At 69.8% G+C, this 26,395-nt stretch carries 23 protein-coding genes; 15 read left to right on the top strand and 8 right to left on the bottom strand.

The window, feature by feature from the left end; genetic code table 11:
* Positions 1 to 181 precede the first annotated feature (181 nt).
* Positions 182 to 532, top strand: coding sequence for a DUF4267 domain-containing protein (locus tag EV186_RS14365; RefSeq protein ID WP_133849708.1), 351 nt, complete (start codon positions 182 to 184; stop codon positions 530 to 532).
* Here EV186_RS14365 and EV186_RS14360 read toward each other — a convergent pair.
* Positions 529 to 1,476 carry a S1C family serine protease gene (locus EV186_RS14360; protein WP_243754037.1) on the bottom strand — a complete coding sequence of 316 codons (948 nt, stop codon included), beginning with the start codon at positions 1,474 to 1,476 and terminating at the stop codon, positions 529 to 531. The genes EV186_RS14365 and EV186_RS14360 overlap by 4 nt on opposite strands.
* A gap of 265 nt (positions 1,477 to 1,741) precedes the next feature.
* Here EV186_RS14360 and EV186_RS14355 point away from each other — a divergent pair, with 265 nt between their 5' ends.
* Both EV186_RS14355 and EV186_RS14350 read left to right on the top strand, forming a co-directional pair.
* Complete coding sequence (locus tag EV186_RS14355; RefSeq protein WP_208115646.1) at positions 1,742 to 3,802, top strand: S9 family peptidase; 2,061 nt, start codon at positions 1,742 to 1,744, stop codon at positions 3,800 to 3,802.
* Complete coding sequence (locus EV186_RS14350; protein WP_133849706.1) at positions 3,799 to 4,752, top strand: LLM class F420-dependent oxidoreductase; 954 nt, start codon at positions 3,799 to 3,801, stop codon at positions 4,750 to 4,752. The genes EV186_RS14355 and EV186_RS14350 overlap by 4 nt, the downstream gene beginning before the upstream one ends.
* A gap of 1 nt (position 4,753) precedes the next feature.
* Here EV186_RS14350 and EV186_RS14345 read toward each other — a convergent pair whose 3' ends face one another.
* The 4 genes from EV186_RS14345 to EV186_RS14330 all read right to left on the bottom strand — a co-directional run bounded on the left by EV186_RS14345 (position 4,754) and on the right by EV186_RS14330 (position 8,042).
* Positions 4,754 to 4,990, bottom strand: coding sequence for a hypothetical protein (locus tag EV186_RS14345; RefSeq protein WP_133849705.1), 237 nt, complete (start codon positions 4,988 to 4,990; stop codon positions 4,754 to 4,756).
* A 66-nt stretch (positions 4,991 to 5,056) separates the two neighbouring features.
* Positions 5,057 to 5,641, bottom strand: coding sequence for an NADPH-dependent F420 reductase (locus EV186_RS14340; RefSeq protein ID WP_133849704.1), 585 nt, complete (start codon positions 5,639 to 5,641; stop codon positions 5,057 to 5,059).
* A 39-nt stretch (positions 5,642 to 5,680) separates the two neighbouring features.
* Positions 5,681 to 7,465 (bottom strand): AMP-dependent synthetase/ligase, encoded by a 1,785-nt coding sequence (locus tag EV186_RS14335; RefSeq protein ID WP_133849703.1) that lies wholly within the window; start codon positions 7,463 to 7,465, stop codon positions 5,681 to 5,683.
* Positions 7,466 to 7,484: 19 nt separating this feature from the next.
* The gene (locus EV186_RS14330) at positions 7,485 to 8,042 is read right to left on the bottom strand and encodes a hypothetical protein (RefSeq protein WP_133849702.1); all 558 of its coding nucleotides are present in this window, start codon (positions 8,040 to 8,042) and stop codon (positions 7,485 to 7,487) included.
* A gap of 176 nt (positions 8,043 to 8,218) precedes the next feature.
* On the opposite strand from EV186_RS14330, the gene EV186_RS14325 reads away from it, so the two are divergent.
* From EV186_RS14325 to EV186_RS14275, 11 genes are all read left to right on the top strand, one after another.
* Positions 8,219 to 8,947 carry a TIGR03084 family metal-binding protein gene (locus tag EV186_RS14325; protein ID WP_424982815.1) on the top strand — a complete coding sequence of 243 codons (729 nt, stop codon included), beginning with the start codon at positions 8,219 to 8,221 and terminating at the stop codon, positions 8,945 to 8,947.
* Positions 8,944 to 10,617: an acyclic terpene utilization AtuA family protein gene (locus tag EV186_RS14320; protein ID WP_133849700.1), complete on the top strand. Its 1,674-nt coding sequence runs from the start codon at positions 8,944 to 8,946 to the stop codon at positions 10,615 to 10,617. The genes EV186_RS14325 and EV186_RS14320 overlap by 4 nt, the downstream gene beginning before the upstream one ends.
* Positions 10,618 to 10,619: 2 nt before the next feature.
* Positions 10,620 to 11,768, top strand: a complete 1,149-nt coding sequence (locus EV186_RS14315) for an acyl-CoA dehydrogenase family protein (protein WP_133850255.1) — start codon at positions 10,620 to 10,622, stop codon at positions 11,766 to 11,768.
* Positions 11,765 to 13,363 (top strand): acyl-CoA carboxylase subunit beta, encoded by a 1,599-nt coding sequence (locus tag EV186_RS14310; RefSeq protein ID WP_208115599.1) that lies wholly within the window; start codon positions 11,765 to 11,767, stop codon positions 13,361 to 13,363. Before EV186_RS14315 ends, EV186_RS14310 begins: the two co-directional genes overlap by 4 nt.
* A gap of 8 nt (positions 13,364 to 13,371) precedes the next feature.
* A complete protein-coding gene (locus tag EV186_RS14305) occupies positions 13,372 to 15,333 on the top strand; it encodes an acetyl/propionyl/methylcrotonyl-CoA carboxylase subunit alpha (protein WP_133849699.1) in 1,962 nt (653 codons plus the stop codon).
* Positions 15,330 to 16,487, top strand: coding sequence for an acyl-CoA dehydrogenase family protein (locus EV186_RS14300; RefSeq protein WP_133849698.1), 1,158 nt, complete (start codon positions 15,330 to 15,332; stop codon positions 16,485 to 16,487). The genes EV186_RS14305 and EV186_RS14300 overlap by 4 nt, the downstream gene beginning before the upstream one ends.
* Entirely contained in the window at positions 16,487 to 17,092 is a 606-nt protein-coding gene (locus EV186_RS14295; protein WP_133849697.1) for a TetR/AcrR family transcriptional regulator, read from the top strand. Before EV186_RS14300 ends, EV186_RS14295 begins: the two co-directional genes overlap by 1 nt.
* A gap of 72 nt (positions 17,093 to 17,164) precedes the next feature.
* A complete protein-coding gene (locus EV186_RS14290; protein WP_133849696.1) occupies positions 17,165 to 17,752 on the top strand; it encodes a hypothetical protein in 588 nt (195 codons plus the stop codon).
* A 24-nt stretch (positions 17,753 to 17,776) separates the two neighbouring features.
* Positions 17,777 to 19,042, top strand: coding sequence for a hypothetical protein (locus EV186_RS14285; RefSeq protein WP_133849695.1), 1,266 nt, complete (start codon positions 17,777 to 17,779; stop codon positions 19,040 to 19,042).
* 17 nt (positions 19,043 to 19,059) lie between these two features.
* The gene (locus EV186_RS14280) at positions 19,060 to 19,554 is read left to right on the top strand and encodes a hypothetical protein (protein ID WP_133849694.1); all 495 of its coding nucleotides are present in this window, start codon (positions 19,060 to 19,062) and stop codon (positions 19,552 to 19,554) included.
* Positions 19,555 to 19,834: 280 nt separating this feature from the next.
* Positions 19,835 to 20,956: an HNH endonuclease signature motif containing protein gene (locus EV186_RS14275; protein ID WP_166659171.1), complete on the top strand. Its 1,122-nt coding sequence runs from the start codon at positions 19,835 to 19,837 to the stop codon at positions 20,954 to 20,956.
* Positions 20,957 to 21,834: 878 nt separating this feature from the next.
* Here the strand turns inward: EV186_RS14275 and EV186_RS14270 are convergent.
* The 3 genes from EV186_RS14270 to EV186_RS14260 are packed head-to-tail and all read right to left on the bottom strand — an operon-like array spanning position 21,835 to position 25,064.
* Entirely contained in the window at positions 21,835 to 22,266 is a 432-nt protein-coding gene (locus tag EV186_RS14270) for a DUF5313 family protein (protein ID WP_243754036.1), read from the bottom strand.
* Between the two features lie 44 nt (positions 22,267 to 22,310).
* A complete protein-coding gene (locus EV186_RS14265; RefSeq protein WP_133849692.1) occupies positions 22,311 to 23,789 on the bottom strand; it encodes a cytochrome P450 in 1,479 nt (492 codons plus the stop codon).
* 15 nt (positions 23,790 to 23,804) lie between these two features.
* Positions 23,805 to 25,064, bottom strand: coding sequence for a TetR/AcrR family transcriptional regulator (locus EV186_RS14260; RefSeq protein ID WP_243754035.1), 1,260 nt, complete (start codon positions 25,062 to 25,064; stop codon positions 23,805 to 23,807).
* 89 nt (positions 25,065 to 25,153) lie between these two features.
* On the opposite strand from EV186_RS14260, the gene EV186_RS14255 reads away from it, so the two are divergent.
* Entirely contained in the window at positions 25,154 to 26,368 is a 1,215-nt protein-coding gene (locus tag EV186_RS14255) for an acetyl-CoA C-acetyltransferase (RefSeq protein WP_133849691.1), read from the top strand.
* Positions 26,369 to 26,395: the final 27 nt, after the last annotated feature.

Below are 26,395 nucleotides of genomic sequence, written 5' to 3'. Positions count from 1 at the left end.
GCAAGCGGGTGCAGGCCTCGGGCGGCGCCAAGAACCGCTGGCCTGACCCGGCGACCTCCTCGGTGAACCTCGGCTTCCCCCGCAACGAGTGATCTTGCCGGTTTGAGGCACCCAGGCTGGTGGTATGCCCCTTTCAGTCATGTGCCGGTGAGAGGGGTTTCCGATGTCCTGGGTGCCGCGGGTGATCGGAGCCGCAACCGCGATCTACGGCGGGGCGGTGCTGGCCAAGCCGACGCTGCTGACCGAGCCGTGCAAGCTCACCGACGCCGTGGGCCGCACGCCCAAGTCGGCGAAGGCGCTGGCCCGGTCGATCGGCGCCCGTGACCTCGCGTCCGGGCTCGCCCTGGCGGTGGCGCCCTCGGCGCGTGCCACCCAGGTGGCGCTCGCCGTGCGGGTGCTCTCCGACGTCGGCGACGCGGTCGTGCTCGGCGGGCACGCGCCCGACGCCGACACCCGCAAGAAGGTCGTCGGCGTCGCGGCCGGGTGGGCACTGCTCACCGCGCTGAGCGCGTTGACCGTGCTGCACGACTAGAACTTCGCGATCACGGACTTCGCGGTGTTGATCGGGATCGAGAAGCCGATCCCGACGCTGCCCGCGGAACCGTTCTGGCCGGTCACCGGCGAGTACATCGCCGAGTTGATGCCGATCACGGCGCCGTTCAGGTCGAACAGCGGACCGCCGGAGTTGCCCTGGTTGATCGAGGCGTCGGTCTGGATGGCCTTGTAGGACACGCCGGACGAGCCCGAGTTGTCGTTGCCGGTGAACGGGAACTGCTGCTGGTTGCGCTGCTGCTGCTCGCCCTCGATGTTCACCTCGCGGTTCAGCGCGCTGACGATGCCGGTGGTCACGGTGTTCTGCAGCCCGCCGGGCGAGCCGATCGCGATGACCTCCTGGCCGACCTTCACCGTGCTCGAGTCGCCGAGCGTGGCCGGGGTCAGCCCGCTGACACCCTCGGCCTTGATGACGGCGAGGTCGCTGGTCGTGTCGGACCCGACGACGGTGGCGTTCGCGGTGCGCCCATCGGCGAAGGTGACGGTGATCTTCCCGTTGCCCGCGTCGGCGATGACGTGGTTGTTGGTCAGGATGCGGCCGTCGGCGGACAGGACCACGCCGGACCCGATCTCCTCGCCGTTCGGCAACGTCACGGTCACCTCGACCACGCTGTTCTTCACCTTGGCGACGACGGCGCTGACGTCGGTCGTCGCCGTGTCGCCCGTCGGCGTCGCCAGCGGGGTGCTCACGGTGGCCACGCCCGCGGTCGTGTCGTGCCCGAAGTACGCGCCCGCCGCCCCGCCCAGCGCCCCCGCGGCGAGCACGGCGCCGGCGACGATCGCGACGGCGCCGCGCCGGCCCTTGCCGGGCTGGCGGGTTGGCTGCCGCGGTGCTTGCGGCCACATCTGTTGAGGCGGCGGCTGGTGGGTGAAGAGCGGGTTGGGCTGCCCATGGGGATTCTGCTGCTGCATGTTCTCGGTCATGCCTCCACTCAAGGCCCGCTTCATGTGATCCGGCTGAGAGAAGGCGATGGCGCGGCCAAGAAAGCGGTGTGAGCCGTCCTCAGAATTATTATTGGTTATGAACTATAAAGATGTCCGATTATTTTGCGCACGGGACAAACCGGCGGCGGTTGGTACGTGGTCAAGTCCAAGCCCGGACGGGACGTGAGCAAGTCGCGCCCGCGCGCCATCGCCCGATCGGGGACCGGCTGGTTAGGGTCGTGGCGTGAGTGACTCCTTCTTGCGCATGCAGGCGCGCACCCAGCGGTTCACCCTCGGCTCCCCGCGGCAGTTCGCCGTCTCCCCGGACGGCGCCCGCGTGCTGTTCCTGCGCTCGGCCTCCGGCGAGGACCGCAGCCACCAGCTCTGGCAGCTCGACGTGGCCACGGGGCAGGAGTCCGTGCTGGCGGACCCCGCGGCCCTGCTCGGCGGCGACGAGGAGCTCTCGCCCGAGGAGCGGGCCCGCCGCGAACGCGCCCGCGAGCAGGCCGCCGGGGTCGTCGGCCTCGCCACCGACGCTGATGCCCGCGTCGTCGCGTTCGCCTTGTCCGGCAAGGTGTTCGTCGCCGTGGACGGCCAGGTCCGTGCGCTTGAGACCGCGACCCCGGTCGTCGACCCGCGACCGGACCCGACCGGGCAGCACGTCGCTTACGTGTCGGCCAACGCCATGCGCGTCATCGCCGTCGACGGCAGCGGCGACCGCGCGCTGGCCGAGCCGGAGACCGAGGAGCACGCCTGCGGCGTCGCGGAGTTCATCGCCGCCGAGGAGATGGACCGATCGCGCGGCTACTGGTGGTCGCCGGACGGCACCCGGCTGCTGGTCTCGTTCACCGACCGCACGCCGGTGCAGCGCTGGTACATCGCCGACCCGGCCAACCCGGGCACCGAACCCACCAAGGTCGCCTACCCGGCCGCAGGCACCCCCAACGTCGTGACGACGGTGGGCGTGGTCGACCTCGACGGCAACCGGGTCGACGTGGACTGGGACAACGAGGCGCTGCCCTACCTGGTCACCGCGCACTGGTCGGCGGGCGGGCCGCCGCTGATCGCCGTGCAGTCGCGCGACCAGCGCACGATCCAGGTCCGGTCGATCGACCCGGCGACCGGGGCGACCGAGCTCGTGTTCGAGCAGACCGACGACACCTGGGTCGACATCGTGCCCGGGGTGCCCGCGTGGACCGCCGACGGTCAGCTGGTCACCGTGCAGGCGCTGGACGGCGCGTACCGGCTGGTGATCGGGGACAAGGCGGTCACCGGCGACACCACGCAGGTGCGGTCGGTGCTTGACGTCGGCGAGGACGTGCTGTTCACGGCATCGCTGGACGACCCGCGGCAGATCCACGTGTTCACCGGCGACACGGGTGGCGCGGTGCAGGTGTCCACTGCGGACGGTGTGCACGGCGGCGCGCGTGGTGGGAACGTGACGGTGCTGTCGTCGTGGTCGCTCGACTACTCCGGCCCGCGGGTGCGGGTGCTGCGCGACGGCGCGGACGTCGGCACCATCAGATCCGAGCCGGTGCAGCCGCCGCTGACGCCGAACGTCCGGTTCGCCACGGTCGGGGAGCGGGCACTGCGCACGGCCGTGCTCTACCCGACCGGTCACCAGCCGGGCAGCGGGAAGCTGCCGGTGCTGGTGAGCCCGTACGGCGGGCCGCACGCGCAGATGGTGCTCGCGTCGCGCAACGCTTACCTGACGTCGCAGTGGTTTGCCGACCAGGGCTTCGCGGTCGTGATCACCGACGGCCGCGGCACGCCGGGGCGCGGGCCGGCCTGGGACCGCGAGATCCACCACAACTTCGCGTCGGTGACGTTGAAGGACCAGATCGACGCGTTGCAGGCGCTGGCCGATTCGCACCCCGACTTGGACATGGACCGGGTCGCGATCCGCGGCTGGTCCTACGGCGGTTACCTGTCGGCGCTCGCGGCGATGCGCCGCCCGGACGTCTTCCACGCCGCGATCGCGGGCGCGCCGGTGACCGACTGGACGCTGTACGACACGCACTACACCGAGCGCTACCTCGGCCACCCGGACGAGGAGCCGGAGGTGTACAAGCGCAACTCGCTGATGGACGACGCGGACAACCTGCGCGCCCGGCTCATGATCATCCACGGTCTGGCCGACGACAACGTCGTTGTGGCGCACGGGTTGCGGCTCTCCGCGGCGTTGACCGCGGCCGGCAAGCCGCACGCGCTGGTGCCGCTCGTGGCGGTCACGCACATGACGCCGCAGGACGAGCAGACCGCGGAGAACTTCCTGATGATGCAGGTGCGATGGCTTTTCGAGGCTTTGGATCGGGGTCAGTCATGAGTCGCTGGGGTATCACGCTGCCGTTGACCGGCGTGCCGCTGACCGCGCACCGTTCGCTGGTGGAACGGTTGCCGGACTTGGGTTTCACCGACATCTGGTCGGCCGAGACCGCAGGCACGGACGCGTTCACCCCGCTGGCCCTGGCCTCGCAGTGGGCGCCGACGCTGCGGCTGGGCACCGCGATCGTGCCGGTGTACACGCGTGGTCCGGGCCTGCTCGCGATGAGCGCCGCGACCATCGCCGAACTCGCACCGGGCCGGTTCGTGCTGGGCATCGGCACGTCGTCGCCGGTGATCGTGAACAGCTGGAACGCGATGGCGTTCGACGAGCCGTTCAAACGGTCGCGGGACACGCTGCGGTTCCTGCGCGCGGCGCTGGCGGGGGAGAAGGTCACCGCCTCCTACGACACGTTCTCGGTCTCGAAGTTCCGGCTCGAGCGGCCGCCGGTGCCGCCGCCCCAGGTGATGCTCGCGGCGTTGCGGCCGGGCATGTTGCGACTGGCCGCGCGAGAGGCCGACGGCGCGATCACCAACTGGCTGGCGCCTTCGGACGTGCCGCGCGTGCGGGCGGAGGTCGGCCCGGACACGGAGCTGGTGGCGCGGATCTTCGTGTGCCCGACCACGGACGCAGAGGCCGCTCGTGGCTTGGGCCGCATGATGATCAGCAGCTACCTGACCGTGCCGGTGTACGCCGCGTTCCACGAGTGGCTCGGCCGCGGCGAAGCCCTGAAGCCCATGCACGACGCGTGGGCGGCCGGGGACCGCAAGGGCGCCAACGCCGCCATCCCGGACAGCGTGGTCGACGACCTGATCGTGCACGGCAGCGTGGACGCCTGCCGCGAGCGCATCGCCGAATACCAGGCGGCCGGCCTCGACACACCGGTCATCGCCGTGCTGCCGACGGGCGAGGACCCGGCCGCCCTGGCGTTGTCGCTCACCCCGCCGGGCTGAGCTACCTCGGCTGCAGCGGCGCCCAGAAGTACCAGGCGAGCGGGCGCAACGGCCCGGTCGGGTCGCCGTAGAAGCACGGCTGGGTGTCGTGGTAGTTCACCCGGTCGTCGTTGCAGGCTTGCTGCGTCGGGTACGGCCCGAAGAGCTCCTGAGTCGTCGTCTGTGTGCCTGCGGACGCGGTACCCGCGAGCACCACACCGGTCACCACCGCCATCACGGCGCCCAACACCATTCGCATGACACGCAAGTGTTCCTGCGGCCCGCACGCGCGGCAATCCGCTGCTCGGGCGTCCGCCGAACGGTCCTATCGGGTCAGGGTGCGAAACGCCAGATGGCGCCCGCGACCCTGGCCGACGGCGAGGGCGAACCACAGGCGCAGCACGCCGTCCACGGTGTCCTGCTGGTTCTCGCCCAGGTACATGGGGCGCAGGCCCACGGCCTCGATCAGCTGCTCGACCACCGCGCGATCCGCCTCCGTGGCCGAGAAGAACAGGTCGGCCTTGACACCGTCGAAGTCGGGATCGGCGAAGTTCTCGCCGCCGAGGGTGTTGAACGCGCGGGCGTAGCGGGCCCGCGGGGCGTGCTCGGCGACGGCCGCTGCGTGGTTGGCGACGGGCGCGCCGACGTTGTTGGTGGCGTCGATGACGAGCTTTCCCGCGAGGTCATTGGCCTTGAGGAACTCTTCGACCGCGGCCGACGGCTGGGCGAGCACGATCGTGTCTGCCTGGGCGACGGCGTCCTCGATCGTCGCGACGGTGGCGCCCGAGTCCTCGGCGACCGAGGTGTCCTCCGGGTGGCGGGAGCCGAAGACGGTGGGCAGGCCCGCCTTCGCGAAGGCACGACCCAGCGTGCCGCCGATGAACCCGGTGCCGATCACTGCTGTTGTCATGCCCGCCCAAACGCACGGCGGGCCGATTTGTTCCCGCGGTCACGCGTAGAGCTGTTCGATCTGCTCCTTGTACTTGTCGGCGATGGGACGACGACGGAGCTTGACCGTCGGCGTCAGTTCCGCGCCGCCGGGTTCCCAGACCGTCGGCAGGACCGTGAAGCGTTTGATCTGCTCCACTCTGGACAGATGCGAGTTCGCTTCGTCGATCGCCGCTTCGATCGCGCCGATCAGTCCGGGGTGGACGGACACCGCTTCCACCGACGGATCGGGCAGGCCGTACTGACGGGCGAAGTTCGCGGCCATGTCCGGGTCCAGCACCAGCAGCGCCACGTTGTACGGGCGGTCGTCGCCGATCACCACCGCCTGGCCGATCAACGGTGAGGCGGCGCGGATCGCGTTCTCGATGGCGGCCGGCGACATGTTCTTGCCGAAGCTGTTGATGATCAGTTCTTTCTTGCGGTCGATGATCGTGACGTAGCCGTCCTCGTCGATCGTGGCCACGTCGCCGGTGCGCAGCCAGCCGTCGGCGTCGATGGTCTCCTTGGTCCGCTCCGGGTCGTTGCGGTAGCCCTTCATCACCGTCGGGCCGCGGACCAGGAGTTCGCCGTCGTCGGCCAAGCGCACTTCCACGCCGGTGATCGGCGTGCCCACGGTGCCGATCTTGATGCCGCCGGGCGGGTTGATCGTCGCGCAGCACGACAACTCCGACATGCCCCACAGCTCGAGGACCGGCAAACCCAAGCCGCACACGAACTCCAGCACTTCCGGGGCGATGGGCGCGGCGCCGGAACATGAGTTGCGGACCCGGTCCAGGCCGAGTTTCGCGCGGATCTTGGACAGGACCAGCTCGTCGGCCTTGGCGTACTCGGCCGCCAGTTCGTCGGGGACGGTCCCTTCCTGGCCCGCGCGCACGTACTTGCGGCCGGTGTCGATGGCCCACTGCATCGCTTGCTGCTTCGCGGGATCCTGCTCGTGGGCGATCATCGCCTCGATGCCGGCCTTGAGCTTGTACCACATCTGCGGCACCCCACCGAACATCGTCGGGTGCACGCTCGTCAGCACGCCGAGCACCTTGCGGTGGTCGTCCACGCACGTGATCTCGCCGCCGTAGAGCATGGGGGAGTAGTGCGACGCCCAGCGGTCGGCGATGTGCGCGGAGGGCAGGTAGGAGATGCCGCTGTCCGAACCGGACGGCGGGAAGATCTTCGCTGTCGCGGTGCACTGGGCGACCAGGTTCGCGTGGGTCAGCTCCACGCCCTTGGGCGGGCCGGTGGTGCCCGAGGTGTAGATGATCGTGGCGACGTCGTCGGCTTCGACCGCGCGCCAGCTCGCCTCGAAGTCGAAGTCGGCGGGCTCGGCCAGCCCGCCGAGGCCAGGACCGTCGTCCACGCACAGGACGTGGTCGAGGTCGAGGCCCCGCAACTTCGGCAGGAACTGCTTCTCGGTGATCACCACCCGGTTGCCCGCGTTGCCGAACAGGTACTTGATCTGCTCGGGTGCGGAGGTGTTGTAGACCGAGAACGGTGTCGCGCCCAGGTGCAGGGTCGCGGTGTCGGCGAGGTGGAACTCGGGGCGGTTGACCATCATCAGCGCCACGGTGTCGCCCGGACCGACGCCGAGCCCGGCGAGCCCGCCCGCGATGTGGCGGACCCGGTCGGCGTACTCGCCCCACGTCAGGCTCAGCGAGTCGTCCGGGGTGCGCACCGCGGTCTGGTGGGCGTAGCGGGCCGCGGTGGCCTGGAACGCGGCGCAGAGCGTGGCGGGCGCGGGCGCGGCGGGGTCCGTCGGGTCCGGAGCGGCGTCGACGCGGACATCAGAGGTCATGCCCTGAGCGTGACCCGGCTCACAGCTTCAGGTCAATGTCCGATTGGCCTTGATCCGCGATCGAGCGCAGCTGCCGGGCGACGTCGTGCGCCTTCGGCGCCGCGGAGCGGGTCAGCACATCGGCGATCATCCGGAGGTCCTCGGGCTCGAAGAGGTGAGTGATGCGCTGGCTGGTGACCATGGTGCGCAGCCGCCCGCCGGCCGCGTCGGCGAGCGTCAGCGTCGACCACTTGCCGTTGGTGCCGAGCCACTTCTGCTCGCGGGTCGCGATGGCGCCGGTCACCACCTGGGCGAGGTCGACCCGCCGGCGCTTCGGCAGCCCGCGCGACCACAAGACCGTGCCGGACAGGACGTAGGTCGAACAGCGGCGGTCGAACCAGAGCAGTCCCACGCCCAGCACCCCCACGACGACGACCGCGAAGACGATGCCGTACACCGAGTTCCGGTCGTGGTGAAGGGCGATGAAGACGGCGGCGCCGCCGACCAGCGAGAGGAGTTCCGTCCACAGGAACCGCACGTAACGGCGTCGCGTCTGCGCCGACCACCGGATCGGCACCTCGCTGCTGGGCTGAACCACGACAACCCCCCGATTTCGGACTGGACCTGAATCGCCTATCGAGGAATCGCCGGGGGCGTTACCGAAAAAATCAAGCACGCATGCTTGATTCGGCAGAACCGGCGTGCCACGGTGAACGCGTGGAGCTGAGCGCCTTGCTTGCCGACCTCACCGCCGAGGGTGATGAGGTCGATGCCATGGTCGCGACCTTGCCCGACGACCGGTGGGCCACGCCGACGCCCGCCGCCGGCTGGACCGTCGCGCACCAGATCGCCCACCTCGCGTGGACCGACACCGCCGCCCTGCACGCGGCCACCGACGTCGACGCGTTCCAGCGCGGTCTCGCGGAGGCCGGCGACGACCCGCTGGGTTTCGTCGACCGCAGCGCGGACGAGGGTGCCGCCCTGCCGCGGGCCGAGCTGCTGGAGAAGTGGCGGGCCGGTCGCAAGGAGCTGGCGGCCGCGCTCGCGACCGTGCCGAAGGGCACGAAGCTGCCCTGGTTCGGCCCGCCGATGAGCGCCGCCTCGATGGCCACCGCACGGATCATGGAGACCTGGGCGCACGGCCAGGACGTCGCCGACGCGCTCGGCATCACGCGGACCCCGACCGCCCGGCTCCGGCACGTCGCGCACATCGGGGTGCGCACCCGCGACTTCGCCCACGTCCTCAACGGGCGCACCCCGCCGGCCGAGGAGTTCCGGGTCGAACTGTCCGCTCCGGACGGTGCACTGTGGACCTGGGGTCCCGAGGACGCGGCCCAGCGGGTCAGCGGGCCCGCCCTGGACTTCTGCCTGCTCGTCACCCAGCGCACCCACCGCGCGGACACCGCGCTGGTCGCCGAGGGGCCGGACGCCGACGCGTGGCTGGACATCGCGCAGGCGTTCGCCGGGCCGCCCGGCGGCGGTCGCGAGAAGGGATCGCGATGACGTTCCGGATCGGCAACGCGTCCGGCTTCTACGGCGACCGGTTCGACGCGGTCAAGGAGATGCTCACCGGTGGCCCGCTGGACGTGCTGACCGGCGACTACCTCGCCGAGCTGACCATGCTCATCCTCGGCCGCGACAAGATGAAGGACGCCTCTCGCGGCTATGCGCGCACGTTCCTGCGCCAGCTCGAGGAGAACCTGTCGGTCGCCGTGGATCGCGGCGTCAAGATCGTGGCCAACGCGGGCGGGCTCAACCCGGCCGGGCTGGCCGAGGCACTGCGCGAGCTGGCGGCGACGCTCAACCTCGACGTCAAGATCGCCTACGTGCGTGGCGACGACCTGCTGCCGCGCGCGGCCGAGTTCGGCTTCGACGGCGCGCTCACCGCCAACGCCTACCTCGGCGCGTTCGGCATCGCCGAGTGCCTCGGCGCCGGGGCCGACATCGTGGTCACCGGCCGGGTCACCGACGCGTCGCTGGTGGTCGGCCCGGCCGCCGCGCACTTCGGCTGGGCCCGCGACGACTACGACGCGCTCGCCGGCGCGACCGCCGCCGGGCACGTCCTGGAGTGCGGCGCGCAGGCCACCGGCGGCAACTTCTCGTTTTTCACCGAGCACGACCTCGGCCACGCCGGCTTCCCGCTGGCCGAGATCGAGGCCGACGGCTCGTGCGTGATCACCAAGCACGAGGGCACCGGCGGCGCGGTGACCGTGGAAACCGTGACCGCGCAGCTGCTCTATGAGATCGCGAGCCCCGCGTATGCCGGGCCCGACGTGGTCACGGCGTTCGACACGCTCCAGCTGACCCAGGACGGCCCGGACCGGGTGCGGATCTCCGGCGCGACCGGCACGCCGCCGCCCGAGACGCTCAAGGTCTGCGTGAACACCCTCGCCGGGTTCCGCAACAGCATGACGTTCGTCCTGTGTGGACTGGACATCGACGCGAAGGCCGAGCTGGTCCGCTGCCAGCTCCTCGACGCCGTGGGTGCCGACGGTCTCACGTGGACGCTCGCACGCACCGACCACGCCGACGCCGACACCGAAGAGGCCGCGAGCGCTCTCCTGCACGTCACCATCAAGACCCCGGACCCCAAGCGTGCCAAGGCGTTCTCGCGGGCGAGTGTCGAGCTGGCGCTCGCGTCCTACCCGGGCTTCACGCTGACGTCGCCGCCCGGGGACGGCACGCCGGTCGGCGTCTACCGGCCCGAGTACGTGCCGCTGGACGCCGTCGAGCACGTCGCGGTGCTGCCCGACGGCACCGAGAAGGTCATCGACCCGCCCGTCACCGGTCACACCGAACCGCCTGCGGCGCAAACAGAACTGTTCGACGTGGACTTCGGTCCCACCAAACGGTTGCCGCTCGGCGTGGTCGCCGGCGCTCGCTCCGGCGACAAGGGCGGCGACGCCAACGTCGGCGTCTGGGTGCGCAAAGCCGACGCCTACCCCTGGCTCGCGCAAGAGCTGACCGTGGCCAAGCTGCGGGAACTGCTGCCCGAGGCCGCGGAGCTGGACATCGACCGGTACCCGCTGCCCAACCTGAATGCCGTCAACTTCGTGATCCACGGCCTGCTCGGCGAGGGCGTCGCCGCGTCCACCCGGTTCGACCCGCAGGCCAAGGCGGTCGGGGAGTGGCTGCGCTCGCGCACGCTCGACATTCCGGAGGCGTTGCTGTGAGCATCCACGACGTCTTCGCGACCCCGGAACGCCGTCAGCTGCGGGAAACGGTCCGCAAGTTCACCCAGGCCGAGATCGTGCCCAACCTGGCGCGGTGGGAGGCCGACGGCGAACTGCCGCGTGAGCTGCACAAGAAGGCGGCGGCGCTCGGCCTGCTCGGGATCGGGTTCGCCGAGCAGCACGGCGGCTCCGGCGGCGACCTGCTCGACGTCGTCGTGCTGACCGAGGAGATCCTGCAGGCCGGCGGCTCGTCCGGGGTCCTCGCGGGGCTGTTCACGCACGGCATCGCCCTGCCGCACATCGTCGGCGCGAACGACGCCCGGCAGATCGAGCGGTTCGTCAAGCCGACGCTGGCGGGGGAGAAGATCGGCTCGCTCGCCGTCACCGAGCCCGACGGCGGCTCGGACGTGGCCGCCCTGCGCACGCGCGCGGTCCGCGACGGCGACCACTACGTCGTCAACGGGGCCAAGACGTTCATCACCTCGGCCGCCCGCGCCGACTTCGTGACCACCGCGGTCCGCACCGGCGCGGACGGCTACGGCGGCATCAGCATGCTGGTCGTCGAGCGGGACACGCCTGGCTTCACCGTGGCGCGCAAGCTCGACAAGATGGGCTGGCTCTGCTCCGACACCGCCGAACTGTCCTTCGTGGACGCCCGGGTGCCGGTGGCCAACCTGGTCGGCCCCGAGAACTCCGGCTTCGTGCAGATCATGCAGCAGTTCCAGGTGGAGCGGATCACGCTGGCCGTGCAGGCCTACGCCACCGCGCAGCGCTGTCTGGACCTCACCCTTGACTGGGTGCGCAACCGCAGCACGTTCGGCCGCCCGCTGATCTCGCGCCAGCTGATCCAGCACCGCCTGGTCGAGATGACCCAGCGCATCGACCTCGCGCGCACCTACGCCCGCGACGTCGCGGTGCGCATCGCGGCCGGGCAGGAGGTCGTCGCGCAGGTGTCGATGGCCAAGAACGCCGCGGTCGAGGCGTGCAAGTATGCCGTGGACCAGGCCGTCCAGCTGCACGGCGGGATGGGCTACCTGCGCGAGTCCGAAGTGGAGCGCCACTACCGGGACTCGCGGATCCTCGGCATCGGCGGCGGTGCCGACGAGATCATGGCGGAAGTCGTCGCCAAGCGATTGGGGTACCACACATGACCGTGCTCGGCACCGGGGTGGACGCGCGGACCGACGACTTCGCGGGCAACCGCGAGTCGATGCTCGCCAAGCTCGCCGAGCTGGACGCCGAGCACGCCAAGGCGATCGCCGGCGGCGGCGAGAAGTACACGGCTCGCCACCACAAGCGGGGCAAGCTCCTGGCCCGTGAACGCGTGGAGCTGTTGCTGGACCGCGACTCGCCGTTTCTCGAACTGTCCACACTGGCCGCCTGGGGCACCGACTTCGCCGTCGGCGGCAGCATGGTGACCGGCATCGGCGTCATCGAGGGCACCGAGTGCCTGGTGATCGCCAGCGACCCGACGGTCAAGGGCGGTGCGGTCAACCCGTACGGGCTGCGCAAGGGTTTCCGTGCCGCGCAGATCGCCGCGGAGAACCGCCTGCCCACGGTCAACCTGGTCGAGTCGGGCGGGGCCGACCTGCCGACGCAGAAGGACATCTTCATCCCCGGTGGCCGCACGTTCCGCGACATCACCCGCGCCTCGGCGGCCAAGGTGCCGACGGTCGCGCTGGTCTTCGGCAACTCCACCGCCGGTGGCGCGTACCTGCCGGGCATGTCCGACTACGTCGTGATGGTCAAGGAACGCGCCAAGGTGTTCCTGGGCGGGCCGCCGCTGGTGAAGATGGCGACGGGTGAGGAGTCCGACGACGAGTCGCTGGGCGGCGCCGAGATGCACGCCCGCACGTCCGGCCTAGCCGACTTCCTGGCGCTGGACGAGCAGGACGCGATCCGCATCGGCCGGTCCATCGTGAAGCGGCTCAACTGGCGCAAGCACGGCCCGGCCCCCGAGCCGGACTACGCCGAACCGGTGCACGACCCCGAGGACCTGCTCGGCATCGTGCCATCCGACCTGAAGATCCCGTTCGACCCCCACGAGGTGATCGCCCGCGTGGTCGACGGCTCCGATTTCGACGAGTTCAAGCCGCTCTACGGCTCGAGCCTGGTCACCGGCTGGGCGCGGGTGCACGGCTACCCGGTCGGCATCCTCGCCAACGCGCAAGGCGTGCTGTTCAGCGAGGAGTCGCAGAAGGCGGCGCAGTTCATCCAGCTGGCCAACCAGATCGACACGCCGCTGCTGTTCCTGCACAACACCACCGGCTACATGGTCGGCAAGGACTACGAGCAGGGCGGGATCATCAAGCACGGCGCGATGATGGTGAACGCGGTGTCCAACTCGAAGGTCCCGCACATCTCGATCCTGATGGGCGCGTCCTACGGCGCCGGGCACTACGGCATGTGCGGGCGGGCGTACGACCCGCGCTTCCTGTTCGCGTGGCCCTCGGCGAAGTCCGCGGTGATGGGCCCGCAGCAGCTCGCGGGCGTGCTGTCGATCGTCGCCCGGCAGTCGGCGGCGAGCAAGGGCCGGCCCTACGACGAGGAGTTCGACAAGAACATGCGGGCCATGGTCGAGGGCCAGATCGAGGCGCAGTCCGTGCCGATGTTCCTGTCCGGGATGCTCTACGACGACGGGATCATCGACCCGCGCGACACCCGCACGGTGGCCGGGATGAGCCTGTCGGCGATCCACAGTGGACCAGTCCAGGGCGCCGAGGGCTTCGGCGTCTTCCGGATGTGAGGACGGGCATGATCACTTCCGTACTGGTCGCCAACCGCGGTGAGATCGCCCGCCGGGTGTTCCGCACCTGCCGTTCGCTGGGACTCGGCTGCGTGGCCGTCTACGCCGACGCCGACGCGGACGCCCCGCACGTCGCCGAGGCCGATGCCGCGGTTCGCCTGCCGGGCAACACCCCCGGCGAGACCTACCTGCGGGCCGAGAAGATCGTCGAGGCCGCTCGCGCTGCGGGCGCCGATGCCGTCCACCCCGGTTACGGCTTCCTGTCCGAGAACGCCGAATTCGCCCGCGCGGTCACCGCGGCCGGGCTGACCTGGATCGGGCCGCCCGCCGAGGCGATCGAGTCGATGGGTTCGAAGATCGAGTCGAAGAAGCTGATGGCCGACGCGGGGGTGCCCGTGCTCGCCGAGCTCGATCCGGACGCGGTCACCGAGGCGGACCTGCCGGTGCTGGTCAAGGCGTCCGCGGGTGGCGGCGGCCGGGGCATGCGGGTGGTGCGGTCGCTGGCCGACCTGCCGACCGAGCTCGAGGCGGCACGCACCGAGGCCGCGTCCGCGTTCGGCGACCCGACCGTGTTCTGCGAGCGCTACCTGGCCACCGGCCGGCACATCGAGGTGCAGGTCATGGCCGACACCCACGGCACGGTGTGGGCGGTCGGCGAGCGCGAGTGCTCCATCCAGCGCCGGCACCAGAAGGTCGTCGAGGAAGCACCGTCGCCGCTGGTGGAGCGGGTCGACGGGATGCGCGAGCGGCTCTTCGACGCGGCCGGGAAGGCGGCGTCGGCGATCGGCTACGTCGGCGCGGGCACCGTGGAGTTCCTGGCCGACGAGCAGGGCGAGTTCTTCTTCCTGGAGATGAACACCCGGCTGCAGGTCGAGCACCCGGTCACCGAGCTGACCACCGGCCTGGACCTGGTGGCGCTGCAACTGGACGTGGCCGACGGCGGCAAGCTCGGCGCGACGTCACCGGCAACGCACGGCCACGCCATCGAGGTCCGGCTCTACGCCGAGGACCCCGCGCAGGACTGGCGGCCGAGCAGCGGTGTGCTGCACCGGTTCGCCATCCCCGGTGTCGACGTGGAGTTCGCGCTCGGCGGTTCGCGCGGGCTGCGCCTAGATTCGGGAGTGCGTGCCGGTTCCGTGGTCGGCGTCTTTTACGACCCCATGCTGGCCAAGGTGATCGCGTGGGCGCCGACCCGCCCGGAGGCGGCCCGCCGGCTCGCCGCCGCCCTCGCGGGCGCCGAGTTGCACGGCCTCACCACGAACCGGGACCTGCTGGTGCGGGTGCTGCGGCACGAGGCGTTCCTGGCGGGGAACACCGACACGTCATTCTTCGACAAGCACGGCCTGTCAACGCTCGCACAACCGTTGGCGGACAAGGACACCGAGCGCCTGTCGGCCCTCGCGGCCGCGCTCGCCGACGCCGCGGCCGAGCGCGAGCAGGCCCGGGTGCTCGGCCGGTTGCCCAGCGGCTGGCGCAACGTCGTGTCGCAGCCGCAGGTGCGCACCTACGGCGACCACGAGATCAAGTACTTGCTGACTCGGGGCGGCCTGACCGCCGACGGCTTCGACGACGTGTCGCTTGTGGACTCCTCGCCGAACCGAGTGGTGCTCGACGTCGCCGGGGTCCGGCGCACGTTCGCGGTCGCGTCCTATGCGGACACGGTGTGCGTCGACTCGCCGCTCGGGCCCGTGACGTTGACCCGGACGCCGCGGTTCACCGACCCGGCCGCGCAGGTGGCGCCGGGCTCCCTGCTCGCGCCGATGCCCGGCACGGTGATCCGGGTCGGCGCCACGCAAGGCGAGCGGGTGACCGAAGGCCAGCCGATCCTGTGGCTGGAGGCCATGAAGATGGAACACAAGATCGTCGCGCCGGTCACCGGCGTGGTGTCCGAACTGCCGGTGGCGGCCGGTGACCAGGTCGAGGTCGGCACGGTTCTCGCCGTCGTGACCCCCGAGGAGATCCCATCATGAGTTTCGTGGAGAGCGAGGAGCGGATCGCGCTGCGCAAGGCGGTCGCCGACCTCGGGCGCAAGTACGGGCACGAGTACTACCTCAAGCGGGCCAAGGCAAACGAGCACACCGACGAGCTGTGGGCCGAGGCGGGCAAGCTCGGCTACCTCGGGGTGAACGTGCCCGAGGAGTTCGGCGGCGGTGGCGGTGGCATCGGCGACCTCGCGGCGGTCTGCGAGGAGCTGGCGGCCGCCGGGTGCGGCCTGTTGCAGATGGTCGTCTCGCCGGCGATCTGCGCGACGATCATCGCCCGGTTCGGCACCGACGAGCAGAAGCGGCGCTGGCTGCCCGGCTTCGCCGACGGCACGCTGCGGATGGCGTTCGCGATCACCGAACCCGACGCGGGTTCCAACTCCCACAAGCTCACCACCACGGCCAAGCGCGATGGCGACGGCTGGATCCTCAACGGCCGCAAGGTGTTCATCTCCTGCGTCGACGAGTCGCAGTCGGTGCTCGTGGTCGGGCGCACCGAGGACGCCAAGACCGGCAAGCTCAAGCCGGCGCTGTTCGTGGTGCCGACCGACGCCGAGGGCTTCACCGCGCACCGCATCGACATGGAGATGGTGTCTGCCGACTGGCAGTTCTCGCTGTTCCTCGACGACGTGCGGCTGCCCGCCGACGCGCTCGTCGGCTCCGAGGACGCCGCGCTCGCGCAGCTCTTCGCCGGGCTCAACCCCGAGCGGATCATGGCGACCGCCTACGCCGTCGGCACCGGCCGCTTCGCGTTGTCCAAGGCCGTCGAGTACGCCAACACCCGCACCGTGTGGAAGGCGCCGATCGGCAGCCACCAGGCCGTGGCGCACCCGCTCGCCGACGCGCACGTGCAACTGGAGCTGGCGAAGCTGATGGGGCAGAAGGCGGCCGCGCTCTACGACGCGGGCGACGACATGGCCGCCGGCGAGTCGGCGAACATGGCCAAGTACGCGGCGGGTGAGGCTGTGGTCAAGGCCGTCGACCAGGCTGTGCACACCCACGGCGGCAACGGCCTGACCAGCGAATACGGCCTCGGTTCGCTGCTCGCCGCGTCCCGGCTGACCCGGATCGCGCCAGTGAGCCGGGAGATGATCCTCAACTTCATCGCGCAGTTCTCGCTGGGCCTGCCGAAGTCGTACTGATGAGCCTCGAAGCCCGCGTCCCGCAGCAGGACCGCAGCCGGGCCACCCGGCAGCGGTTGCTGGAGGCCGCCATCGACTGCCTGGCCACGGTCGGCTGGTCGGGCAGCACGGTGGCGGTCGTCGCGGAGCGCGCGGGTGTGTCCCGCGGGGCCACGCAGCACCACTTCCCGACCCGGGAGGACCTGGTGACCGCGGCCGTCGAGCACATCAGCAGCCAGCGCATCGACGCGTTGCGGGCGTCGCTGGCCGACCTGCCCGCGGGCCCGGCCCGCGTCGAGACCGTGGTCGGCATGATCGGCGAGATGTACTCGGGCACGATGTTCCGCGCCGCTCTGCAACTGTGGGTGGCGGCCTCGTCCGACGAACAGTTGCGGGCGAAGGTGGTGCCGCTCGAGGCCCACGTCGGCCGCGAGGCGCACCGGCTGACGGTGGAGGCGCTGGCCGCCGACGAGGTGAAACCCGGTGTGCGCGAAGCCATCCAGGCTACCCTGGACCTCGCCCGCGGTCTCGGCTTGGCCAACCTGCTCACCGACGACAGCAAGCGCCGCGCTCGGGTCCTCGCCGAATGGACCCGCATGTTGGAGGACGTTCTGACCGCATCCTGATGCCCCTTTTGTCGTGAAACGCTATGGTCCCGTTAGGCCGAATGGCCTAACGGGGCGGCGTGAAGGGGTGTCATGGTCAGGGTGGTCGCAGGGCTGTGCGCTGCCGTTCTGGCGTTGGCGGCCTGTTCGTCGAAGGCCGATGACCCGGCTCCGGTCTCGACCGGCGCGCCGGGCTCGGTGCTGACGAAGATCACCGAGCAGCAGGCGTGCGACCTGCTCGACAGCGCCACGATCAAGAAGGCGCTCGACGTCGAACCCGGCATCCGGGACAGCCGTCGGGTCGGCAAGGCACCGATCACGGTGACCTACATGTGCAACTACCACACGGGCGTGCCCGGCCTGTCGACCGACGTCGCCACCACCAGGGCGGACAGGTCCGACAAGCAGGTGCTGGACGGCGCGTTCACCGATCGCGCCACCGAGAACGCCGCGCCGGGCAAGTACGAGCAGGTGCCGGGGGTCGGCGTGCTCGCCGGGTTCGGGCCGGACGCGACCATGAGCGGCGGCGGCCTGACCGCGCACAAGCTCGCCGTGGTCTTCCGGGCCGGTAGCGAGCGGCTCGCCCTCGAGGTGTCGGTGCTCGGCGACGCGACGCTCGCCCAGCTCAAACCGCTCGCCCTGGAACTGGTGGCGAAGCTCCAAGCGGCGATCGGCAAGTAGAACAACGAATCGGGGGATCAAGCGATGAACTACGTCGTCGACAAGGACCAACTGGCGGACTTCGGCCTCTACCTCGGCGCGGAAGCGGGTAAGACGTTGCCGTCCATTGAGGACTTGGCCCGCCGCGAAGGGATGAGCGCCGACGGGTTCACCGGCCTGCTCGACCCGCTCGGCAAGATCGTCAGCGGGGACGCGTCGACGCTGGTGGGCTCGGCGTTCAGCCTGATGCAGCACAAGCTGTGCGACCTCGGCGACGGCGTGCGGGGCGTCGCGAAGCACTACGGCTACGTCGACCAGTCGAACGTCACGATCTTCCAGCGCAACGGCCTGGACAAGGACAACGACAAGGACGTCACCTACGGCTCGGGGTACGGCGGCGACGCCTACGACAACTACACCGACGGCGGCTACTCTAAGTTCCACTACACCGAGCTGGACATCAAGGCGATCGACCGGCCGCCGACGAACTACACCGAGGACCTCGACACCGGTCCGGTGCTCACCGTCCTCGACTGGATCTGGTCCGAGTTCGATGTGGACGGTGGCAAGGGCTTCACCGACTCGATCATCTCGCCGCTCGCGGGCAACTACAACAGCATCTCGGCCAACGGCGAAGCGTGGAAGAGCGTCGGCGACAACCTGGGCAAGTTCATCAGCAACCTCGGCGCCAACACCACGACGCTGGGCACGACGTACTGGCAGGGGTCGGCCGCCGAGGCGCTCAAGCAGTTCATCGACGTGTTCTGGGACAAAGGCGCGGTCTGGGCGGGCAAGGCCCTGGGCGAGTTCGTCGCCAAGGGCTACGACAAGATCGCCGACGTCTCGAAGAAGATCGCGCAACTGGCCGTCAACGCGATCAAGGCCATCCTCAACGCGGCCCGCAAGATCGCCACGAAGTGCATCCCGATCCTCGGCTGGGCGTGGACGGCGATCCAGTCCGCGGCCAAGTACCTGGGGTGGATCTTCGGAATCGACATCGACGACCTCTACGACGACATCATGGAGATCGTGAACACCGCCAAGGCCGTGTTCAACCTCTTCGACGCGATCCGCAACGTCGTCGACACGATGAAGAACTACTTCCAGACGCTGTCCGAGCTGATCGACACCATCAAGACCATCCCCGACGTGGGCAACCTGCAGGACGCCGTGGCCACCGGCGAGACCATCAACGAGCACCGCAAGAACTTGCAGGACCAGCAGGGCAAGCTCAACCAGCACGTCGACCAGGCCGATGACGCGCTGACGAAACTCGACCAGATCCAAACCGGCGCCGAACAAGGCCGCTGACGGAACGGGGGAAAGCCATGCCGTACCACGGCTACTACACCGCCGAGATGGAGCAGGCCGAGCGCGAGCTCGACGCCCGCATCGACTATGCGTATGAACAAGGGCGCGAGGTCGAGGCGAAAACCGAGGCGCTGGAAGCGAAAACGGCAGCGAAGGGCGACGCTCCACCGTCCGATGAGGACATCGAGCGGATCGAGAAGTTCGTTCGCGGCCACGCTCAGACCCCGGAGTGGCAGAAGGTGATTGAACGGATCGACCGCGGACACCTCTCGTGGCGCGAGGTGGTCGAAGGGTTGGCGGGGACCGCGCCGGCCGATTCGGAGGTGACTGCCGCGTTCCGGTCGTTGTCGCGGGTGCCGCCTGCCAGCTTGGAGAAGTTGATCGACATTGGGGTGCTGCCTGGTGTCTCTGAGCCTCCGGCGCAGACATCGCTGGGGAAGATGCATCGTTTTGAGCATGCGGATGAGGAGGAGTGGTTCGAGGACAGTGATCCGTTGGGGCGTGACAAGTAGCTCCGGGTTCTTGGCCTCGAATTACGAGCGGCTGCCGCGGGTGTTCGCCGCTGGGTGGTTGGGTTGGCCTCGGGGTTGGGGCGGCGAACACCCTTGCCAACGGTGCCGGCGGTTTGCGTTGCGTAGGTGGCTGGGTTGAATGGTTGCGTTGCGCTGTTTTCCTGCCGTTTGCGGGTAGACCCGGCGATGGCTGGGTTGCGTGGAAGATCGGAATATTCCGGCGATTGTTCCCTCGTTCGTGTTAGACCATTTGTTCGAATGGCGTGGTATGATCTGGGGTATGGAGCTGGGGGAGCTTAACTCGACTGTCGCGCAGTTGCGGCGGCTGGAGTTGAAGCTGCTCGACGACATTTCCCAGATTGAGTGGAAAGAGTCCGGCTACCCCCAGCTATGGCGGTTCCTGCAAGACGTCCTGCACGTCACCGCCCCGGAAGCCAAACGCCTCGAACACCACGTCGAGTTGCTGTGCCCGAAGGTCGGGATCACCGGGCAGGTGATCCCGCCGCGGCTGCCCGCGGCGCGGGCGGCGATGGCGGCTGGGGAGATCTCCGGTGCGCATGTGGACAAGATCGCCACCACGGTGGAGTCGGTCCCACTCGAGCACGCCGAACAAGTCGAAGTAGACATGACCGGGCTGGCGCGGAAGTTCAACCCGACCCAGCTCATCCGCCTGGGCGAGCGCATCGTCGCCGCTCTGAACCCGGACGGTCGCAAGCCGGTCGAACGAACGGTGGTGGATGCGCAGAACACGCTGGACCTGTACGAACACCGCGACGGGTCGCTGTCAGGCCAGTTCCGGCTCGGCGGCGAAGACGCGAGCGTGCTGCGCGCGCTGCTCTCCCCGCTGGCCAAGCCGCAGCCTCAGGATGACCGGACTTTGAGCGAGCGTCAGGGTGACGCACTGGCCGAGATCATCGGCTTCGCCGCCGACTCCGGCCACGCCCCCGCCGAGGGCGGCGAGCGTCCGCACATCGCGGTGACGGTCTCTTTGGAGACTCTGCAGACTCGGATCGGCCGCGCGATGCTCGATGATGGCCGCACGCTGGCTCCGGAGCAGGCCCGCCGCGTGGCCTGCGAGGGGAAAATCATCCCCGTCGTCCTCGACGGCAAATCCCAGCCACTGGATATCGGGGAAACTCGCCGATTGGCTGATAAACGATTGCGCAGAGCACTCGCCATCCGAGACCAAGGCTGCGCCGCGCCCGGCTGCGCGCGAACACCACACCAGTGTCACGCCCACCACATTCAGCATTGGGCCGACGGCGGATCGACGACATTGGATAATCTGGTGTTGGTGTGCCCGTATCACCATCGGCTGATCCATCACACCGAATGGACGGTGCATATGGATAACGGGCTGCCGGTATTCACCCCACCGCCGTGGTTGCAACGCTCTGCGTGAATTCTTGTAACTCAGCCACCGCCGGAACCACCCCGGCAACCGCAGGCTGCCGTCGCAACGCAACCCCTCAACCGGGCCACCCCCGCAGCGCAACCACCGGCACCGGTGGCAAGGGTGTTCGCCGCTCCCCGCCCCGAGGCCAACTCAGCCACCGGCGGCGAACACCCGCGGCAGCCACGCCCATACGAGAGCAACCGGGAAAGATCACTCAACCAACATCAGTCACCCAGTCCCAGCCACCAACGACGGCCAGCAACTCCACCGCGAGAGCAACCACCTACGAAAACCCAGCCACCGCCCAGCATCGAACGCCCCCGACGACCGCATGCCCGCAACCCAGCCCCCACCGGCAACCGCAGCCCGTCCTCGCAGCGCAACCCCTCAGCCAGGCCACCCTCGCAGCGCGACCACCCGGCACCGTTGGCAAGGGTGTTCGCCGCCCCGGCCCCGAGGTCAAACCAGCCACCGGCGGCGAACACCCGCGGCAGCAACACCCACACGAGAGCAACCGAAAACGACCAGACAACCAACATCAGTCACCCGGTTCCAGCCGCCAACCCGCGGCAAGCAACTTCACCGCGAGAGCAACCACCATGAAGAGACTCGGCCACCACCCCGCAACAGCCGCCCAGCATCGAACGCATGCCCGCAACTCAGCCGCCACCGGGACCAGCGGCAAGCCGCAGCCCGCTCTCGCAGCGCAACCCCTCAACCGAGCCACTAAAGCAGCGCGACCACCGGCACCGTTGGCAAGGGTGTGTTCGCCGCCCCAGCCCCGAGACCAACCCAGCCACCAGCGGCGAACACCCGCGGCAGCCACCCCTCTCGAGGGCCCGAAACAATCGCAAGCACGCGCCGGCCAACCGGGAGAAGGCGACTCAGCTGCGCCAGCGAGCGTCGTAGTTGCGTGCGCGCTGTTCGGTGGCGCCTTCGTTGCGCTTGTCGCGGATCTGGGTGCCGTGCCCGCCGGGGTAGCCGTACTTCACCAGGCGCAGGTCGCCGGTTTCGCGGGCGTAGGACAACGAGTAGTACAGCCCGACGATCACGCCCAGCGCCATCGCCGGCCACAGGATCGAGCCCGGCAGGTGCACGACCAGCCCGAAGACCAGGTAGAGCGCGACCAGGATGGGCACCACGAACATCAGCGTGCGGATCGTGTGGCGCACCAGCCACGTGCGGGTCGTGATGTCGTGCAGCACCCACTCGCGGTAGCGCTCGGGCAGGGTGCCGCCGTACGCGTACCAGATCCACTGCAGCGGGTTCGGCCGCACCATCAGGACCAGCTCCTTCGCGTCGGTCCCTCCCTGCAACGGATTCTAGGGTCCGGTCATGCCCCGTGGCGGTGTGAGATGCGTCAGGCGCGGCGGGTGAGCGCCACCGGGAGGCCGTCGGCTGGGATCGGCAGCGAAACCGGATCCCAAGGGGTCCGATACGTGGCGGGCACCGACCAGTCGAACCGCTGCGTGAGCGCGCGGACCAGGGTCTTGATCTCGTTGAGCCCGAACACCATCCCGATGCACTTGTGCACGCCGCCGCCGAAGGGCATCCACGCGTACCGGTGCGACCGGTCCTCGCGGCGATCGGGACCGAACCGCGAAGGGTCGAACGAGAGCGGGTCCGTCCAGTACTCCGGCAGCATGTGGCTCAGCCACGGCGACATGCCGACGATCGTCCCCGCCGGGATGTGGTGGCCGAGGATCGACGTGTCCTTCACCGCTTGCCGCGACATCACGTGCACGGGCGCGACCAGCCGCATCGACTCGCGGATCACCATGTCCAGTGTGGACAGTTCGGCGAGCAGGTCGGTGGTCACCCCCGCGTCGCCGGAACACTCGGCCCGCACGGCCTGCTGCCAGTCCGGGTACTTGGCGAGGAAGTAGACGACTGCCGACGTCGCGATCGTGGACGTGTCGTGCGCGGCCATCATCAGGAAGATCATGTGGTTGACGACGTCCTCGTCGGTGTACGCCGAGCCGTCCTCGTCGCGGGCGTGGCAGAGCGCCGCGAACAGGTCGTCGTCATCGCCGGCCCGCTTGGCCGCGACCCGCGAGCGGAAGAACTCCTCCAGCACCTTGCGGCCCTGCAACCCCGCCGCCCAGCGGCCACCGGGCACGGGCTTGCGCACGACGGCGGTGCCCGCCCGCACCGTGGCGATGAACGCCTTGGTCAGCCGCTCCCGGTCGGCGCCGAGGTTGCCGCCCATGAACGTGCGGACCGCGACGTCCAGGGTCAGCCGCTTGAGCAGCGGGTACACGCGCACGGCGGGCCCGGTCGGCCAGGTGTCGAGTCTGGCGGCGATCACCGCGGACACCTGATCGAGGTAGCCGGCGAGCCGGGCCGGGGTGAACGCCTGCTGCATCAGCCGCCGGTGGGCCAGGTGCTCGTCGAAGTCCATCAGCATCAGGCCGCGGTGGAAGAACGGCCCGATGAACGCGGTCCAGCCCTGCTGGGAGAACGCCTTGTCCTTGTTGGTCAGCACTTCCTGCACGGCGTCCCCGCCGCCCACCGACACCAGGGTCATGCCGAACGCACGCATCCACGACACCGGCCCGTAGGTCTCGTAGCGGCGCAGCATGAACTCCAGGCCGAGGCGCAGGTTCTGCATCGTGTAGCCGAGCACCGGCATGCCGGGATCGCCCATCACAGGCTTCAGGCCGGGTGGCGGGGTGGCCAGCGGAGTCGGCTGGTGCGAGCGCCGCAGCAACCAGTCGTCGAACCGGTCGGCGACCGGCTGGGTCAGCCCCGGCAGCAACGGGCTCGGCCGCCCGACCCGCACCGGCCCCGTGAGCCGCCGCTGTGTGCGCGGGCTCGTGCTGGTGACTGTTACCGACATACCGGCCTCCCGTTCCTACCCTGGCGACTCCACGTTCGTTCGGCCCGCCGCGGTCAGCACGGTCATGGCCAGTTCGGTCAGTTCGGCGGCCAGCGCGGGCCGCGTGCGCACGCTGCGGGTGCGCGGCAGGTCGTTGATCACGGTCAGGGCGGCGTGCACGGTGATCCGGGCCTGCGCCTCGGACACCTCCGGTCGCAGGGTGCGCAGCAGCCGCACCCAGTGCGCCACGTAGTCGCGCTGGCGCTTGCGCAGTTCGGTGCGGTGGCGTTCGGCCACGGCCGCGAGCTCCTGGCCGTACTGCATCGCCACGCCGTCGGAGTTGGCCACGAAGTCCACGTAGGACGCGACGATGCGGTGCAGCGCGTCGGCCGGGTCGGTGGCGGCGGCCAGCGCGCGCCGCACGTCCACCTCCAGCCCGTCGGCCATGCGGTAGGCGGCGGCCAGCATGATGCTCGCCTTGCTGTCGAAGTGCCGGTAGACGCTGGGCCCCGCCATGCCCGCGGCCGCGCCGATGTCCTCCATGCTGACCGCGTGGAAGCCGCGCTGGTGGAACAGGCGCGTGGCCACCGACAACAGTTCCTCGCGCCGCGACGGTTCGGCCGGCACCGCCCGCCAACTCTCGTCGCCGCCCGCGTCCTCCGTGTCGTCCGCGCCGGTGGGCAGGGTCGCGGACAGCACGGCGTCGGCGAGGGTGACCAGGAGTTGCTCGAACCGGCGCTTCGGCAGCGACGCGTGGTGCACGGCCACGCTGCCGAACACGCTGAACGCGGCCCAGCAGAGCAGGTCGGCGTCGGCGGGGGAGAGGCCTGGACGCACCCGCACCAGCAGCTGCGACCACTGGCCGAGCATCGCGCCGCCGCGCTTGCGCAGCCGGCGGCGATCGGCGTCCTCGAGGTGCATGCCCTGCCAGCGCCACAGCGCGGAGATGTCGCGGTGCGCGACCGACAGCTCGGCCTGCCGTTCGACGATGCGGTCGAGGGCTTTCTGGGGTTTGCCGGCGAATGTGACGGATGCCTCATCGACCACCGCGGCCAGCGCGTCCATGCCGTTGAGCAGCACGTGCGCGAGGATCGCCTGCTTGCCCTTGAAGTGCCGGTAGAGGGCCGGACCGGTCACGCCGACGGCCGCGGCGATGTCGGCCACGCTCACCGCCGGGTACCCGTACCTGCGGAAAAGCTCCGCCGCGGCATCGGCGAGCCGCTCTCTGCGGCTGCTCGAGCGGGTGGCGCCACCCTCGGCCTGCACGGCGTCACCTCCCGGCGCGGTAAGAGCCAACTAACAACGCTAAGACACGGACGTGCCGTTGACAACCAGCGGATTCGGGCCACCATGTTAATGAGGATTAGCGGCGAGAGGATCAGACAGTGACCACCGAGGCCTTCGTCTACGAGGCGATCCGCACCCCACGCGGGCGTGGGAAGAACAACGGTTCCCTGCACGGCACCAAGCCGATCTCGCTCGTGGTCGGCCTGATCGACGAGCTGCGCCGTCGGCACCCGAACGTCGACCCGAACCGCATCGACGACGTCGTGCTCGGTGTGGTGTCGCCGGTCGGTGAGCAGGGCGGCGTCATCGCCCGCAGCGCCGCGATGGTGGCCGGGCTGCCGGACACGGTCGCGGGCGTGCAGCTCGACCGGTTCTGCGCGTCCGGCCTGGAGGCCGTGAACACCGCGGCGCAGAAGGTGCGCGCCGGCTGGGACGAGCTGATCATCGCCGGTGGCGTCGAGTCGATGTCGCGCGTGCCGATGGGCTCCGACGGCGGTGCGTGGTTCATCGACCCGGAGACCAACTACGAGACCTACTTCGTGCCCCAGGGCATCAGCGCCGACCTGATCGCCACCATCGAGGGCTTCTCCCGCGACGACGTCGACGCCTACGCGGTCGAGTCGCAGAAGCGCGCGGCGCGCGCCTGGGAGGGCGGCTACTTCACCAAGTCGGTCGTGCCAGTCGTCGACCGCAACGGCATCACCGTGCTCGACCACGACGAGCACATGCGCCCGGACCCCACTGTGGAGGGTCTGGCCAAGCTGAACCCGTCGTTCGCCGGCATCGGTGAGATGGGCGGGTTCGACGCGGTGGCGCTGCAGAAGTACCACTTCGTCGAGAAGATCAACCACGTGCACACCGCGGCCAACTCGTCGGGCATCGTCGATGGCGCCGCGCTGGTGCTGGTCGGCAACGAGCAGGTCGGCAAGGACTTCGGCCTGGCCCCGCGGGCCCGGATCGTGTCCACCGCGACCACCGGCTCGGACCCGACGATCATGCTCACCGGTCCCACGCCGGCCGCGCGCAAGGCGCTCAAGTCCGCTGGCCTGACCCCGGACGACATCGACCTGTGGGAGCTCAACGAGGCGTTCGCCGCCGTCGTGCTGAAGTTCATGAAGGACCTGGAGATCCCGCACGAGAAGATCAACGTCAACGGCGGCGCCATCGCGATGGGCCACCCGCTCGGCGCGACCGGCGCGATGATCCTCGGCACGATGGTCGACGAGCTGGAGCGGCAGAACCTGCGCCGCGCGCTGGTGACGCTGTGCATCGGCGGCGGCATGGGCTCCGCGACCATCATCGAGCGCGTCTGACAACCCTGGCGAGACAAGGAAAGCACC

The organism is Labedaea rhizosphaerae, from assembly GCF_004362825.1.
Lineage (GTDB): Bacteria > Actinomycetota > Actinomycetes > Mycobacteriales > Pseudonocardiaceae > Labedaea > Labedaea rhizosphaerae.
This window is presented reverse-complemented; position numbering and strand designations above follow the sequence as displayed.